The 15,176-nt window shown below is 62.9% G+C and carries 12 protein-coding genes and 2 pseudogenes; 11 read left to right on the top strand and 3 right to left on the bottom strand.

The window, feature by feature from the left end; translation table 11 throughout:
• From VGP39_RS25285 to VGP39_RS25260, 6 genes are all read left to right on the top strand, one after another.
• The coding region (locus tag VGP39_RS25285; RefSeq protein WP_327570823.1) for a Rid family hydrolase at positions 1-126 on the top strand (126 nt) is incomplete at its 5' end.
• 10 nt (positions 127-136) lie between these two features.
• Entirely contained in the window at positions 137-1,573 is a 1,437-nt protein-coding gene (locus VGP39_RS25280; RefSeq protein ID WP_327570822.1) for a M20/M25/M40 family metallo-hydrolase, read from the top strand.
• A 518-nt stretch (positions 1,574-2,091) separates the two neighbouring features.
• Positions 2,092-2,505 (top strand): DUF3830 family protein, encoded by a 414-nt coding sequence (locus tag VGP39_RS25275; protein ID WP_327570821.1) that lies wholly within the window; start codon positions 2,092-2,094, stop codon positions 2,503-2,505.
• On the top strand, positions 2,505-3,440 hold the full coding sequence (puuE, locus tag VGP39_RS25270) for an allantoinase PuuE (RefSeq protein ID WP_327570820.1): 936 nt from the start codon (positions 2,505-2,507) through the stop codon (positions 3,438-3,440). The genes VGP39_RS25275 and puuE overlap by 1 nt, the downstream gene beginning before the upstream one ends.
• Complete coding sequence (uraD, locus tag VGP39_RS25265; RefSeq protein WP_327570819.1) at positions 3,437-4,243, top strand: 2-oxo-4-hydroxy-4-carboxy-5-ureidoimidazoline decarboxylase; 807 nt, start codon at positions 3,437-3,439, stop codon at positions 4,241-4,243. The genes puuE and uraD overlap by 4 nt, the downstream gene beginning before the upstream one ends.
• Before the next feature lie 313 nt (positions 4,244-4,556).
• On the top strand, positions 4,557-5,666 hold the full coding sequence (locus VGP39_RS25260) for a hypothetical protein (protein WP_327570818.1): 1,110 nt from the start codon (positions 4,557-4,559) through the stop codon (positions 5,664-5,666).
• A gap of 83 nt (positions 5,667-5,749) precedes the next feature.
• On the opposite strand, the pseudogene VGP39_RS25255 reads toward VGP39_RS25260, so the two are convergent.
• A pseudogene (locus VGP39_RS25255) lies at positions 5,750-6,248 on the bottom strand (nucleoside deaminase).
• 92 nt (positions 6,249-6,340) lie between these two features.
• Here VGP39_RS25255 and VGP39_RS25250 point away from each other — a divergent pair.
• Positions 6,341-7,606: an allantoate amidohydrolase gene (locus VGP39_RS25250; RefSeq protein WP_327570817.1), complete on the top strand. Its 1,266-nt coding sequence runs from the start codon at positions 6,341-6,343 to the stop codon at positions 7,604-7,606.
• 317 nt (positions 7,607-7,923) lie between these two features.
• On the opposite strand, the gene dctA is transcribed toward VGP39_RS25250, so the two are convergent.
• A complete protein-coding gene (gene dctA / locus VGP39_RS25245) occupies positions 7,924-9,243 on the bottom strand; it encodes a C4-dicarboxylate transporter DctA (RefSeq protein WP_327570816.1) in 1,320 nt (439 codons plus the stop codon).
• 228 nt (positions 9,244-9,471) lie between these two features.
• On the opposite strand from dctA, the pseudogene VGP39_RS25240 reads away from it, so the two are divergent.
• Positions 9,472-9,991 (top strand): annotated as a pseudogene (locus tag VGP39_RS25240) (FecR domain-containing protein).
• Positions 9,992-10,000: 9 nt separating this feature from the next.
• Positions 10,001-11,893, top strand: coding sequence for an adenylate/guanylate cyclase domain-containing protein (locus tag VGP39_RS25235; protein WP_327570815.1), 1,893 nt, complete (start codon positions 10,001-10,003; stop codon positions 11,891-11,893).
• Positions 11,894-11,895: 2 nt separating this feature from the next.
• Here VGP39_RS25235 and VGP39_RS25230 read toward each other — a convergent pair whose 3' ends face one another.
• The gene (locus VGP39_RS25230) at positions 11,896-12,867 is read right to left on the bottom strand and encodes a tripartite tricarboxylate transporter substrate binding protein (RefSeq protein ID WP_327570814.1); all 972 of its coding nucleotides are present in this window, start codon (positions 12,865-12,867) and stop codon (positions 11,896-11,898) included.
• Between the two features lie 91 nt (positions 12,868-12,958).
• Between VGP39_RS25230 and VGP39_RS25225 the strand changes: the two genes are divergently transcribed.
• Positions 12,959-14,200, top strand: a complete 1,242-nt coding sequence (locus VGP39_RS25225) for an acyl-CoA dehydrogenase family protein (protein ID WP_327570813.1) — start codon at positions 12,959-12,961, stop codon at positions 14,198-14,200.
• Positions 14,201-14,218: 18 nt separating this feature from the next.
• Positions 14,219-15,176 (top strand): zinc-binding alcohol dehydrogenase family protein (locus VGP39_RS25220; protein WP_327570812.1); only part of this gene is annotated, 958 nt, incomplete at its 3' end.

The raw sequence follows: 15,176 nt of genomic DNA, 5'->3' as shown, positions 1-15,176 counted from the left end.
TACACCCAGTTCTTCGGAGGCAGCCAGCCCAATCTGCCGGCCCGGACCACGGTCGGCGTCGCGTCGCTGGCCAATCCCGGATTTCTGGTCGAGATCGAAGTCGTCGCCGTCAAGGATGCCAAATAGGGAGAGCGAAATGTTCCGAGGATGCTGCCGTCGTGCACTGCGCAGGCGTCATTGCGTCGCCGTCATCGCAACTTTAATTGCAGCCGCGCCCGCATCGTCGCGTGCGGAAGCGCTGACCCCGCAGCAGCAACTCGCCTTCGACATCTACAAGGAACTGGTCGAGATCGACACCACCACGGCGACCGGCGATACCAAGCGGGCGGCCGACGCGATGGCGGCCCGGCTGCGCGCCGCGGGCTTTGCGGAAGGCGACGTTCAGGTATTCTCCCCCGCGCCGCGCAAGGGCAACCTGGTCGCACGGCTGCGCGGCACGGGCGCGCGCAAGCCGATCCTGCTGCTGGCGCATACCGACGTGGTGCCGGCCAGGCGCGAGGACTGGTCGTTGGATCCGTTCAAGCTGATCGAGAAGGACGGATATTATTACGGGCGCGGCACCAGCGACGACAAACACATGGCGGCATCGTTCGTCGCCAACATGATCCGCTACAAGCAGGAGGGCTACCGACCGGACCGCGATATCATCATGGCGCTGGAAACCGACGAAGAGATTCTTGACGCCAACGCGGTCGGAATTCAATGGCTGCTGAAAAACCACCGCGACCTGATCGACGCCGAATTTGCGTTGAACGAGGGCGGCGGCGTCGGGCTGAAGGACGGCAAGGCGATCCGCAACAGCGTGCAGACCACCGAGAAAGTCTCGGTGAGCTATCGGCTCGAGGTGAAGAATAAAGGCGGCCACAGTTCGCTTCCCGTCAGGGACAATGCGATCTACCGTCTGGCCGAGGGCCTGGTGCGACTCTCGAAATTCAGTTTTCCACATAAATTCAACGAAACCACGCGGGCCTATTTCGAACGCATCGCGCAGTTCGAAAATGAACAAACCGCCGCCGACATCCGCGCGATATTATCCGACAAACCAGATCCCGCCGCGATGTCGTTCACGCGGCTCGCGGCCAATCCGGGTTACAACGTTCAACTGCGTACCACGTGCGTGGCCACCATGCTGGGGGGCGGACACGCCATCAACGCGTTGCCGCAGCTCGCCAGCGCCGGGGTCAATTGCCGCGTCATGCCCGGCGAACCGATCGAGGAGGTCAAGGCGACGCTGGAGCGCGTGCTCGCGGACGACCAGATCGTGGTGACGCAGGGCGGCCAGCCGGTGCTCAGCGCGCCCTCCGCGCTGCATGAGGAGATCATGGGCAAAATCGAAAAACTGTCGCAGGAATTCTGGCCCGGTGCCGTGGTGGTGCCGACCATGAGCGCCGGCGCCACCGACGGCAGCTACCTGCGCAATGCCGGCATTCCGACCTACGGCCATTCGGGGCTGGCGGGCGACCTCAACGACTTCCGCGCGCATGGCAAGGACGAGCGCGTGCTGATGAAGTCGTTCTACGACGGCAACGAATATCTCTACCGGCTGGTCAAGATGCTGTCGGGCGGCGGGTGACAGCTCTCGTGTCCCGGGCGCGATGCGGCGCGTAGCTGTTCGCGCAGCGCTGCTTCGCACCCCTTCGCTTGGGTTGGCGAGGGACTGGCAAACCTCGGACGCATTGCGCCGCGAGAATGCGAAGCCGTGGCTGTTTGAAATTGAATTGGAATTTTACGCGAGGCGCTTTCTTAACCTCGCCCCGCTCTTTCGCGGGGAGAGGTCGGCGCGCAGCGCCGGGTGAGGGGCCAGGCACTGCGCTGCTAGATGCAATACCTATCGGGTCGGAAGGTCTGCGACGCAGCAAGCACGACCCGGGAGTCCTCAATCGTGTCTACCGTCGTGCCTTGCCCCTCACCCGAAGCCTGCGCTGCGCTACGGCTTCGACCTCTCCCCGCGAGAGAGCGGGGAGAGGTTAAGACAGCGCTGCGTCCGGAGCACGGATTGGACAATTCAACTGCCAACTGGAATGTTCCTTGTCTCGTCGGGCTTCGCTATAGTCGATCGTCCCGTCCTTCCGCACATGTCGAGATCCCAAGATGAGCCAACTCATTGTTCACGTCGGCGACTTCAGCTTTCAGGCCCGTTTCGAACAACAACTGGCGCCGAAAACCTGCGCGGCGTTCCGCAAGGCGATGCCGTTCGAAAGCCAGGCGATCCATGTGCGCTGGAGCGGCGAGGGCGTGTGGATGCCGCTCGGCGATCTCGACTTCGGCGTCGGTTATGAAAACCACACCAGCTATCCCGCGCCCGGCCACATCATCCTGTATCCCGGCGGCATCAGCGAAACCGAAATTCTGCTGGCCTACAGCGGCGTGCATTTTGCCAGCAAGATGGGGCAGCTCGCCGGCAATCATTTCATCACGCTGACCTCCAATCTGGAAAGCCTGCCCGAGATGGGCAAGACCGTGCTGTGGAAGGGCGCGCAAAAGGTCCGCTTCGAGGAAGCGTGATGGCGGACGCTCGCTATCCCCGCGATCTCCGCGGCTATGGCCGCAACCCGCCCGATCCGCGCTGGCCCGATGGTGCGAAGATCGCGGTGCAGTTCGTGGTGAATTTCGAGGAGGGCGGCGAGAACAACATCCTGCATGGCGATCGCGCCTCGGAGGCCTTTCTGTCGGACGTATTGGGCGCGCAGCCATGGCCCGGCCAGCGCCACGCCAATATCGAATCGATGTTCGAATATGGCTCGCGCGCCGGCTTCTGGCGGCTGTGGCGAATCTTCACCGAACGCAAATTGCCGACAACAGTGTTCGGCGTCGCGACGGCCTTACAGCGAAATCCTGAAGTCGTCGCGGCCATGAAGGAGCCCGGTTGGGACATTGCGAGCCACAGCTTAAGATGGGTCGAACACAGGAACATGTCGGAAGCAGAGGAGCGCGAGGAAATCGCCGACGCGATCCGCGTCCACACCGAGGCCACCGGAACGCGGCCGCTCGGCTGGTACACCGGGCGGACCTCGATCAACACGGTGCGGCTGGTGATGGAGGCCGGCGGCTTTCTGTATTCCTGCGATTCCTATGCCGACGATCTGCCGTACTGGATCAAGGGACCGAACGCGCCCCACCTGATCATCCCCTACAGCCTCGATGCCAACGATATGCGCTTCGTCAACCCGCAGGGATTCGGCGGCGGCGATCAGTTTTTCAGCTATCTGAAGGACTCATTTGACGTGCTGTATGCCGAGGGCGAGACCTCGCCGAAGATGATGTCGGTCGGCTTGCATTGCCGCGTCGTCGGACGGCCGGGGCGCGCGGCGGCGTTGATGCGGTTTCTCGATTACATCATGAGCCATGATAGAATATGGGTCCCGACGCGGCTGCAGATTGCGCAGCACTGGCACGCGCATCACATCGGTTTGGCCGCGAACGCCTGGGATATCGGATGACCGCGACATCGCAGACGCCGCTTGCCGATCTCAACGCCTGCAGCAGGGCCGACTTTATCGCGGCGCTGGCGAATATTTTCGAATATTCGCCGTGGATAGCGGAGCAAGCGGCCGACGCGCGGCCGTTTGCCGGCGTTACGCAGCTGTTCGAGGCGATGAAGGCCGCGGTCGCGCGCGCGCCCTCGGAGCTTCGCCTGGCGCTGATCAAGGCGCATCCTGATCTCGCCAACAAGACGCAGCGCGCCGCGGGCCTGACGGCGGAATCCAGCGCGGAACAGAACAGCGTCGGTCTGGATCGGTTGTCGGATGCCGAATATGCGGCGTTCGAGCGCGTCCACAATGCCTATCGTGAAAAGTTCGGATTTCCTTACATCGTCTGTGTCCGTCGCCACACCAAGGACTCCATCTTAAGCGATTTCGAGCGCCGCCTGCCGAACGACGTGACCACGGAAATTGCGGCGTCGATCGCTGAAATCTGCCGGATCGCCGCGTTGCGCGTCGATCAGCGGGTGACATCGGACGATCGCTTGCCGGTGCACGGGCGGCTGTCGACCCATGTGCTGGATACCCACAGCGGCAAGCCGGCGGAGGGGATTCCCGTCGAACTGGTCGAATTGTCGGTGCTCGGCGGCAGCGGTTGCTCAGCGCTTCAGCAGGGATGCGGTCGGGTGATTCCCCCACCAAACAGGCCGGGAGGCCCCGCTTGTCGCCCCCGATCATGGGCCGGCATGCAAATGATGTTGCATATTTGTGACGATCCAAACCAAATCGGAACCACCGCATCGGGCCTGCCAAGAATATGAGCCGCATCATTCAAAGACGCAGAAGCGATGCGGACGCCGATCGAACTAGCGGCTTGCGCGATTGGACTGCGTCAGATCGTCGCAAAAATCCCCAATCAGAATGGGCATAACCGTATCGCGGGCGCCTTTTCGAATCTCCGCGATGGATGGCAGCGGAGCCCGCCGATCGCCTCAAACCTGCTGATGTCGGCGCCGTTCTCGATGAAACTTGCGGCAGGCCGTGGGAAAAGTTGAGGCTTCTCTCACTGCGGGAACGGCGCAAGTGTTTGCCCAAGGGCCTCGATCAATCGATCGTCAACTTTGGGGGTATCCAATGTCATTCCGTTCCAAAGCATTTCCAGCAGCTGCGCTCTCACTTGCCGTACTCGCATCAGCGAGCTTCGCCAGCGCCGCCGATATGCCGGTCAAGGCCGTCAAGCCGATCGTCGACGTCCCGTTCTTCTTCGTCATCGATGACCGGGTGACGTACTCCTACATCCCCACCGCGGCCCAGCCCGGCATGTTCACGGTCAATCCGGATGGCTCGATCAACTCCAAGACCGCGAAGCAGGTCTATTCGTTCACCCACTTCGACGCATGGCAGTACGGCACCAACTTCTTCACCATCTCGCTGTTCAAGTCGGATCATAACGATCCGGCTGCGCCGTGCATCAACGCCGGCGTCAGCGTCACCTTCGCTCCAGCCAACTGCGCGGGTGCGACCGAAATCTACGGCCTGTTCCGCTCGACCTTCGGCTTCAACGAGATCTTCAACACCAAGGCCTTCAGCATCGGGCCGTTGCGCAACGTGTCGTTCGAAGTCGGTATGGACGCCAACACCGAGAACCGGTTCTTCGGCGCTGCCAAGCGCGACGTCGTTGCCGGTCTGCAGTTCGCCTTCGATCTTCCCTACAAGGGCTACTTCAACGTCGCTCCATTGGTGTATTGGGAGTTCTACAACCACAACTCGTTTGCCCAGTGCAACAGCGGCTTTTCTGGCCCGACTGCGGGCGTGAGCTGCTTGACCGATGGCAACACCTCCTTCAAGCCGACCTGGGCGGTGGAAACCAACTACTACATGGATCTCGGCTTCCTGCCGCCGGCGTACCAGTTCTTCTCGATCAGCGGCCGCGCGGCCTGGTACGGCAAGAAGGGTACGGACACCGAACCGCTGCCGTTCAATCCGGCGTTCGGCGTTTTCAACACCGCAGTCGAGTTCAACTCGGAGCCGATCCGTCTGACCTTCGACGCCTCCAAAGCCTTCTGGGGCCCGAAGTACACGCACTTCGTCGACGTCTGGGTCGCCTATCGCTATTGGCAGAACAAGTTCGGCCTCGATCACAACCGGGCCTTCGCCTGTACTGCCGTTGTGGGCGCCGCCACCGTGACCAACGGCTCCTGCACCGAGTCCTCGGTGTACTCCGGCATCACGGTGAAGTTCTAACCGCCGGCCATTTCGAGGTGAAAAGCGATGGCGCCGCGATGGACACGCGGCGCCATTTTTCCGTCTTGTCTCTTGTCTTGCGGCTATTTCTTCCAGGCGCCTTCGTGCAGCGCCGCCGCCTCGTCTTCAAGCAGCGGCCCGATCACCTCGGTCGGACGCTGGCCGCTCCCGAATACCTCGCGGCAGGGCAGGTCAAGCGTCGGATTCTCCGGATGATTGCCGGTAACGATGCGTAGCCGGTGTTCGCTCAGGCCATAGACCAGCCGGCCGATTCCTGCCCAGTAGATCGCGCCCGCACATCGCACACGGTTCGGCCGACGAATACAGCGTGGCATGCCGCAGCGTATCCGGGCTCAACGTCGTGCAAGCCTGGGTCGCGAGCAGGCGCTCGGCATGTGCGGTGCCGTCATGCGCCGGCATGTAGCCGTTCTCGGCCTCGATCAGCACGTTGCGGTGTTGATCGACGAGAATCGCGCCGAAGGGATGATTGCCATGGGTGACGGCGCGGCGCGCGACATCGAACGCGCGGCGCAGAAAATGTTCGTCGAGCTCGGACGCGCTTGATTTTGAAACGTCGTTCATCGCAGCATCCGCGGCCATTTGCCGTTTGGTCAGGTCAGTATAGGTTGATGCTGATTGGATGTCATGGATTGGCCGCGGATTGTATGACTGAAATGGAGAACAGAACCGTTGCGCCTGAAAACGCGTCGCTGGGCGATGAGATTGTCGCCCGGATCGACGAGCTCGGAAAAATATCCGAGACGTCCGAGCATCTCACCCGCATCTTCCTGACGAAACAGCATCGCGCCGCCGCCGATCTCATCCTGGGATGGATGCGCGAAGCGGGAATGCGCGCGGACCTCGACGCGATCGGAAATGTCTGCGGCCGTTATGAAGGCGAGCGGCCCGGGTTGCCGTGCCTGATGCTGGGCTCGCATTACGACACCGTCCGCGACGCCGGCAAATGGGATGGCCCGCTCGGGTTGATCACGGCGATTGCCTGCGTGGCCGATCTGAACAAGCGCGGCAAACGGTTGCCGTTCGCTGTCGAGGTGACCGGCTTTGCCGACGAGGAAGGCATCCGCTTTGCGTCGACGCTGCTCGGCAGCCGGGCGGTCGCAGGTACGTTTGATGAGCGCGTGCTCGGCGTCAGGGACAAAGCGGGAGTTTCCATGCGCGAGGCGCTGTCGCAGTTCGGTTTCGACCCCCAACGTATCGGCACGGCGGCGCGGGCGCGCAGCGAACTGCTTGCCTACGTCGAACTCCACATCGAGCAGGGACCGGTGCTGGAGACCGAACATCTGCCGGTCGGCGTTGTGACGGCGATATCGGGCGCGACGCGTCTTGCGGTCGTGCTCACCGGCATGGCCGGCCATGCCGGCACCGTGCCGATGGCGTTGCGGCGCGATGCGCTGGCGGGTGCTGCGGAATGCGTCGTCGCGATCGAGAAGTTTTGCCGGACCGACGAAGGACTGGTCGGCACCGTCGGCACCATTGACGCGGTGCCGGGAGCGACCAATGTGATCCCGGGACGGGTTTCGTTCGCCATCGACATGCGGGCGGCCTCCGACGCGCATCGCAGAAAAGCGGTGGCGGATGTCGTGCGACAAATCGAACGCATCGCCGGACGCCGCGAGCTTGCGCTTCAGATCGACGTCACCCACGAAAACCGCACCGTGCCTTGCGCGCCATGGCTCAGGCGGCAGGTGGCAAATGCCATTGCGGCAGAAGGTTTTGGCGTGTTCGAACTACCCAGCGGGGCAGGGCATGACGGCATGGCGATGATCGACATCGCCGATGTCGCGATGGTGTTCGTGCGCTGCCGCGGCGGCATCAGCCATCACCCGGACGAGCATGTCGACACCGCAGACGCCGGCACCGGCGCGCGCGTGCTGCTGCGGCTGATCGAGAATTTTCGGCCGCGCGACGCGGCTTCGTAGGCTGGGCAAGGACGCGTAAGCGCCGTGCCCACCATCCTGTTTTCCGAACGCTGGGATGGAATGGTGGGCACGCCATCGCTCGCGCGTCGCGCGACCGCTGACTTTGCCCACCCTGCGGCCTCACCCCGCCGTCACTGCGTATTTACCGGGAGCGCCTGGGCTTCACCTCTCCCCGAAGGGGAGAGGTCGCCTCGCATCGTCAGATGCGAGGCGGGTGAGGGGAGTTTCCGCGAGTCGGAGTGCGTGGAGAGACCCTTCACCCGAAGCCTACGCTGCGCTTCGGCTTCGACCTCTCCCCTTCGGGGAGAGGTGAAGACCTAGCCCGCCGTCACGTCCACCAGTTCGTTTCCATCAAGGACGCGTTGCGCCTTGGCGCGGTCGAGGTCGCCTTCCCATGCGGCGATGACGACGGTGGCCACGCAATTGCCGATCAGGTTGCCTAGCGCGCGGGCCATGCCGATGAACCAGTCGACCGACAGCACCAGCACGAGGCCGATCGCCGGAATGCTCGGAACGGCGTTCAGCGTGGCCGCGAGGATCACGATGGCGGAGCCGGGAACACCATGCGCGCCCTTGGATGTAACCAGCGACACACCGAGCACCAGCATGAGATCGCCCAATGACAGCGGCGTGTTGGTCGCCTGCGCGATGAACACCACGGCGAGCGTCAGGTAAATCGAGAATGCATCGAGGTTGAACGAGTAGCCGGTGGGTATCACGAGGCCGACAACGGAATCCTTGACGCCGAGCCGCTCCAGCTTGCGCATGATCTGCGGCAGCACGGCATCCGAGGAGGCGGTGGCGAGAACGATGGTCAGCTCCTCGCGCAGATAGGCGAGGAATTTGAAGATGTTCAACCCTGCGAGCGCCATCACGCCGCCGAGCACGGCGAGCACGAAGATCGTGACCGAGACGTAGAACAGTGCCACCAGCGAGATCAATTGCTTGAGCGACCCGACGCCGTATTTGCCGACGGTGTAAGCGACGGCGCCCAGCACGCCCAACGGCGCGAGCCGTACGATCAGTCCCATCGCGCGGAACAGCACGGTCGATACCGCATCGATCAGCGGATTGATGCGCTCGCCCTTTTCGCCGCCGACCAAAGCGAGGCTGACGCCGAACAGAATCGCGAAAAAAAGCACCTGCAGCACGTCATTGCGCGCCAGCGCGTCGAATGAGGTGGTCGGAATGATGTTCAGGAGGAAGCTGCCGATGCCGCCGCCCTGCAGCTTGTGGGCGTTGTCGGAGACGGTGGTGAGCGCCTTGAAGTCGAGCGTCAATGGATCGATGTTCATGCCATGGCCGGGGCCGAACAGGTATGCGAGCAGCAGGCCGAGGATCAGCGCAAGCGTGGTCATAACCTCGAAATAGATCAGCGCCTTGACCCCAACCCGCCCGACCTTCTTGAGGTCGCCGGCGCCCGCAATGCCGTGCACGACGACGCAGAACACGATCGGCGCGACGATCATCGAGATCAGCTTCAGGAAGGCGTCGCTGAAAATCTTGAGGCCGATGGCAAAACCGGGCACGGCCATGCCGAGCACGATTCCAAGCAGCAGTGCGACCAGGACCTGGACAAACAGCGACGTGTACAGCGGTTTTCCGGCGACCGGCGCTGCCGCGGATATGGTTGACATCGGACACCCCCAAATTAGCTCCGGACATCGCAGCAACAAACGTGACAGACGGGCCTTGCGGTTGGCAATACGCGGTTGCCGGCTCACCCTGAATTCAGGCATTCGGCCCGATGCGCGGGGCTTCCGAAAAGCCCGGAAGCCATTGATCTAATTCAACCGGAAAACCCGAATTTGCCACGCGGTGGCCTTGCATCTAGACCATCGTACACCCAGGCAGGGAGGATCATGATGAGAACGATAGTCCGGGCGGCATGCGTTGTATGGACGTGTTGGTTTATCTCCATCGAAATCGCCGCGGCGCAGCCCGCGAATTTGGGATGCAGCACGGAGAATTCGGCGAACGCGTCGCAGATTAGGCGCTGCGAGGGCGGGGTGACCATCGTCGCTGAAAACGGCGCGCGGTTTACGCTGCAGGATCGCGATGGCAATGGCCGGGTGGATTCGGTCGAACTCTCAAGCAAGGCGTTGTTGCTCGACGTACCCAGGAAGCAAAGCGGAAATCGTTTTCAGGTGATCACGCCGCAGGCGATCGCGGCGGTGCGCGGCACGAAATGGGCGGTCGATGCGGCGGAGGGCAAGACGTCGGTTTTCGTGGTCAACGGGCGGGTCGCTCGGGCGGCGAACCGGTAGCCACACCGTCACCCTCGGGGCCGGCGAAGGCGTCGATGTCGAAACCGCGGGTCCCCTGACCGTAAAACGCTGGCCTGCGGCGCGCGTTGCCGCATTGATGGCGCGGCTCGGGCAGTAAAGCCAGCGAATGCGTGGCCGGCATTTCCAGACCCTGATCGCGCTCGTGCTGGCGGGATTTTGGGGGCTTGGCGTGTATTTCGCACACGAGGACGGTCATTTGAGATTTCTCGATCGGGTCGAATCGGCCATGACCGATCTTCGAACGCTGGTTCGCGGCGTGAGAGTACCGCCCGATCCGGTGACCATCGTCGCGATCGACGACGCGCTGGTGAAGCAAAGCGGCAGTTACCCCATCGCCAGGGGCGATCTTGCCAGGATCGTCGATGCAATCGCCAAACTGGCGCCGAAGGTCATCGCGATCGATCTCTTGCTGGTCGATCGGGGAACCGACGATGGCGATGACGCGCTGGCGAAATCCCTGGCGGGCCGCCGCACCGCGATAGCGGCGGCAGCGGTGTTTCCGGAATCCCGCCAGTCGATCGCCGCGCAGAATGATGGACCGCTCGCGCGCCTGCCGCGGGCCGAAAAATTTCTGCTGCCGCTGCAGAAATTCGCGGATCATGCCGAAATCGGCATGGTCAATGTCGCGACCGACCGCGGCGGCGTCCCGCGCTCTATCCCGTTGCTGTTTCGAACCAGTGACAGGGTCGAGATGTCGTTCCCGCTTCGCGTCGCCGCGCTGGCGATCGGCAAGGAGCCCACCATCGAGCCTAACCGTCTGGTGCTCGGCGAACGATCCGTTGCCACCGACGCCGATCATGCGCTGCCGATATCGTTTTATGGTCCGAGCCGAACCATCCGGACGCTCGGCGCTGCTTCGGTGCTATCGGGCGAGGTTGCTCCGGACGCCATCAGAAATCGAATTGTTGTGGTCGGATCGACCGTCACCGGCGGCGGAGATTTCTTTCCGACGCCGTTCGATCCGGTGATGTCGGGCGTGGAAGTCATTGCGACGGCGATCACCCACCTGATGGCCGGTGACGGCATCTTGCGGGACCAGGCGGTGCGCTTCGCCGACGGCGTGATTGCCGTTATGCTTCCCATGATCCTCGTCGGCTTGCTGGCATGGCGACGCAGCGCGGTCGGCCTGATCGCGGCCGGCGCCGTCGTCCTGATCTGGGCGGCGGCGAATTTCTTCGCATTCTCGGAAGGGATTTGGCTAAGCACGGCGGTGCCGGTCGCAGCAGCCGCGCCGGCTGCTATCTTATTTGCCGCCGTACAATTGTCGTCGGGCCGGCGGCGGGCGCAGTATTTCGCGATGCGCAGCGAACTGCTCGAACAATTTCAGGCGCCGGGCATTCAGCAATGGCTGACAAAGGATCCTAACTTCCTGCTGGAACCTGTCCGCCAAAGCGCGGCCGTCGTCTTTATCGATCTGTCCGGATTCACCTCGCTCAGCGAACGGCTGGGGCCGGATGCGATCCGCGAATTGCTGAAGAATTTTCATGCCTTGGTTGACAGGGAAGCGGTCGCATGCGGCGGGACGATTACCAGTTTTCTGGGTGACGGCGCAATGATCCTGTTCGGCCTGCCGGAGGCCGCGGCGGACGACGCGTTCAGGGCGGCCGAATGCTCGGTCGGACTCTGCGTCAGTGCCGAGCAATGGCTCACGTCTTTAGCCCCATCGATCGCGTCACGACTGGGGTTCAAGGTCGGCGCGCATTCCGGAGAAATCGTAGCCTCCAGGCTCGGCGGCGGAAGTTATCAACGCATCACGGCGACCGGCGACACCGTAAACGTGGCAAGCCGCCTGATGGAAGTGGCGGCCAATCATGGCGTCGAGCTCGCGGCGAGCAACGAACTGCTGCGCGCTGCGGGGCGCGATTGCGCGCCGTATAAATCGGGTGTCCTCACCGGGCCGAGAGAAACGCGCATTCGCGGCCGTTCGGCCCCGCTCGCGGTCTGGCTTTGGCGCAGCGATCTGGCGGCGCAGGGCGGCGAGGGACTATCGACCTGGTAGCGTTACTCCACCGCGATGTGCGACACCTTGACGATCTCGGTCAGCCGTTCGTGATCGGCTTTCATCAGTTTTGTCAGTTCGTCCAATTGCATCGGCTGCCCTGGAATATCGGCATGTGAAAGACGTTCGATCACTTGCGGGGACTGCAGCGCCGTGTTGATCGCCTCGTGAATGCGGCCCACCAGTTCATCGGGCGTTGCCGCCGGCACGTAGATTCCATACCACGGCAGATAGGCGGCATCGGGATAACCCGCTTCGGCAATCGTCGGCACATCAGGCAATTCCTTCACGCGCTCCTTGGTGAACACGGCGAGGGCCTTCAGTTTGCCGTCCTTGATATGCGGCAGTGCCAGCGCGAGCGACGCCACGCTGATTTGAATTTCGTTGGTGATGAGGTCGATCAAGGCCTGCGGCTGGCCCTTGTAGCCGATATTCGTGATGTCAATCGCCGCGGTCCTGAACAGGTTCTTCGCGGTCAGGTCAATCGAAGAGCCGATGCCGGGATTTCCGAAATTCATCTTGCCAGGTTGGGTCTTCGCAAGCTCCACAAAATCCTTCAGCGTCCTGACCGGCAGATTGACCGGTACCACCGCGGCGCTTTGATTCCAAACCACGAGCCCGACGCATTTGAAGTCGCGCATGGCATTCCAGCCGGCGTCCTTGTAGATCGAAGGATTGACCAGCACGGCCGGTCCGGTCACTAGCCAGGTGTAGCCGTCGGGCGCGCTGCGCGCGACTTCGGCGGTGCCGATATTGCTGTTGCCGCCAGGCTTGGCTTCGACCACCATTGCCTGCTTGAAATTCTTGCCGATCGTGTCGGTGACGCTGCGAGCGACGATGTCGACAATGCCGCCGGCGGGGTAGGGCACGATGACGCGGATCGGCCGCGTCGGATATGCCGCTTGCGCGAAGGCCGATGTGCTTGCCGCGAGCAACGCAAGCCCGGCGACAACGCAGCTAAATCCCCTGTTCATGACGCTCCTCCCTGAGTGATTGTGCCTTGATGCGGTGCGGCTTGAATTGCCGCTGTATGATCGGTTATCCGCACCGGAACTGGAGTCGTCAATGGAGTTCGATCTTTCGCAAGCTTCGCTGCAGTGGCGGGACAGGCTGCAGGCCTTCTTCGACAAGGAGGTGCTGCCGCGACATCGCGAGTGGGCGCGCGAGGTGGCCGCTCACGGCGAGGTGTCGTTCATGCCGGACCTGCAGCGCAAGGCGCGGGCGGCGGGCTTGTGGAATCTCGCGCTGCCCGAACTCGCCGGTGACGAACCCGGCACGCGGCTGTCGAACCTGGACTACGCTCCATCAGCGGAAATCATGGGCCGGCTGTTCTGGGTGCCGGAGGTTTTTAACTGCCAGGCGCCCGATGTGCCCAACATGATCGCGCTGCAAAATTGCGCGAATGACGAGCAGAAGCGCCGCTGGCTGCGCCCTTTGCTGGAAGGGCAGACACGCTCGGCCTTCGGCATGACCGAGCCGGACGTCGCATCATCGGACGCGACCAACATCGCGACCACGATTACTAGGCAAGGCGACGATTACATCGTTTGCGGGCGCAAATGGTTCATCACCGGCGCCGCACATCCGCACTGCAGTTTCCTGATCGTGATGGGAGTGAGCCACCCCGATGCCTCCCGCACCAGCCGTCATTCCTGCGTCATCGTGCCAATGGACGCGAAAGGCGTGCGCCTTGTCCGTCCGCTGCGCTGGATGGGGTGCATGGACCATGTCGCGCCGATCGGCGAGATCGACTTCGACGATGTGCGCGTTCCCGCCGAAAATCTGCTCGGCAAAGATGGTGAGGGGTTTCGCGTGGCCCAGGTCCGTCTCGGGCCCGCGCGGGTCCATCACTGCATGCGGTCGATCGGATTGTGCGAGGTGCTGATCGAACTGATGCTCGCGCGCGCAGCCGAGCGCACGGCGTTTGGCCGCGCCATCATCGAATATGACACCGTGCAGCGCTGGATCGCCGAATCGCGGGTCGAGCTCGAGCAGGCGCGGCTTTTGACCTATCGCTGCGCATGGCTGCTCGACCGCGCCGGCCATCAGGGCGCCTGGCGCGACGTGTCGCTGATCAAGGTAGCGGTGCCGGCGATGCTGCAGCGCATCGCTGACCGCGCCATGCAGGTATTCGGCGCCATGGGCGGCTCGGACGACACCCCGATCCATCAGGCGCTGGCGTGGGGACGCCTGCTGCGCATCGGCGACGGACCGGACGAGGTGCACCTGCGCCAGATATTCAGGATGGAAACGTCGCCGCCATGGAGCATCGCCAACTCGCCCTATCTGTTGCCGCGTCCGGCCTGATCGGATAGCTGGATGGGGATGACAACAGCAATTGATGCAGCTGCGCTGCGGTTGAATGCGAAAGCTGCTGAGGTCGCGGCGCTCGCGCCGGCGATCGAGAAGCGCACGCTGACACGCGGACCCAACGACGTAGTCCTGGAAATCAAGGCCGCCGGCGTCAATCCCTCCGACGTCAAGGCCGCGACCGGCCTGATGCCCTACGCGGTTTTCCCGCGCACGCCCGGGCGGGATTTCGCCGGTGTCGTCATCGATGGTCTGCCTGAATGGGTCGGCCGCGAGGTGTTCGGCTCGTCCGGCCACCTCGGCATCCGCCGCGACGGCACCCACGCGACGCATCTCGTTGTCGAAGCCGCGGCGCTGGTCGACAAACCTGCGGCAATATCGATGGAAGAAGCCGCGGGGATTGGCGTGCCATTCGTCACCGCGATCGAAGGGTTTCGCCGCGCCGGCATGCCGACAGCGCAGGACACCGTTCTGGTCATGGGCCTGAACGGGAAGGTCGGCCAGGCCGCGGTGCAACTGGCGACATGGCGGGGCGCCAGAGTGATCGGTGTTGTCCGCAAGGACGAGGCTTACGAGGGCCATGCCAACGGACCTGTCGAGGTCATCAATTCGGCCACCACCGACGTCGTCGGGCGAGTGCGCCAATTGACGAATGGAAAGGGCGCCGACATCGTGTTCAACACGGTTGGCGATCCGTATTTCCAAGCGGCGCATCGATCGCTTGCGCTGGGCGGCCGGCAGATCCTGATCGCTGCGGTTGATCCGGTGGTCGAGTTCAATATCCTGGAGTTTTATCGCGGCCGGCACACCTATGTCGGTATCGATACGCTGGCATTCTCGTCGGTCGCCAGCGGCGAGCTGTTGCGCGAGGCGCTGCCGGGCTTTGCCGGCGGCCACCTCAGGCCGTATCCGATCTCGGCGAACGCGATTTATTCGTTGGCGGACGCCAAGGCGGCCTATCTCGCCGTGATCG

The sequence above is a fragment of the Bradyrhizobium sp. genome (assembly GCF_036009065.1).
GTDB lineage: Bacteria > Pseudomonadota > Alphaproteobacteria > Rhizobiales > Xanthobacteraceae > Bradyrhizobium.
The sequence above is the reverse complement of the archived record's forward strand: the minus strand, read 5'-3'. Positions and strand labels throughout refer to the sequence as shown.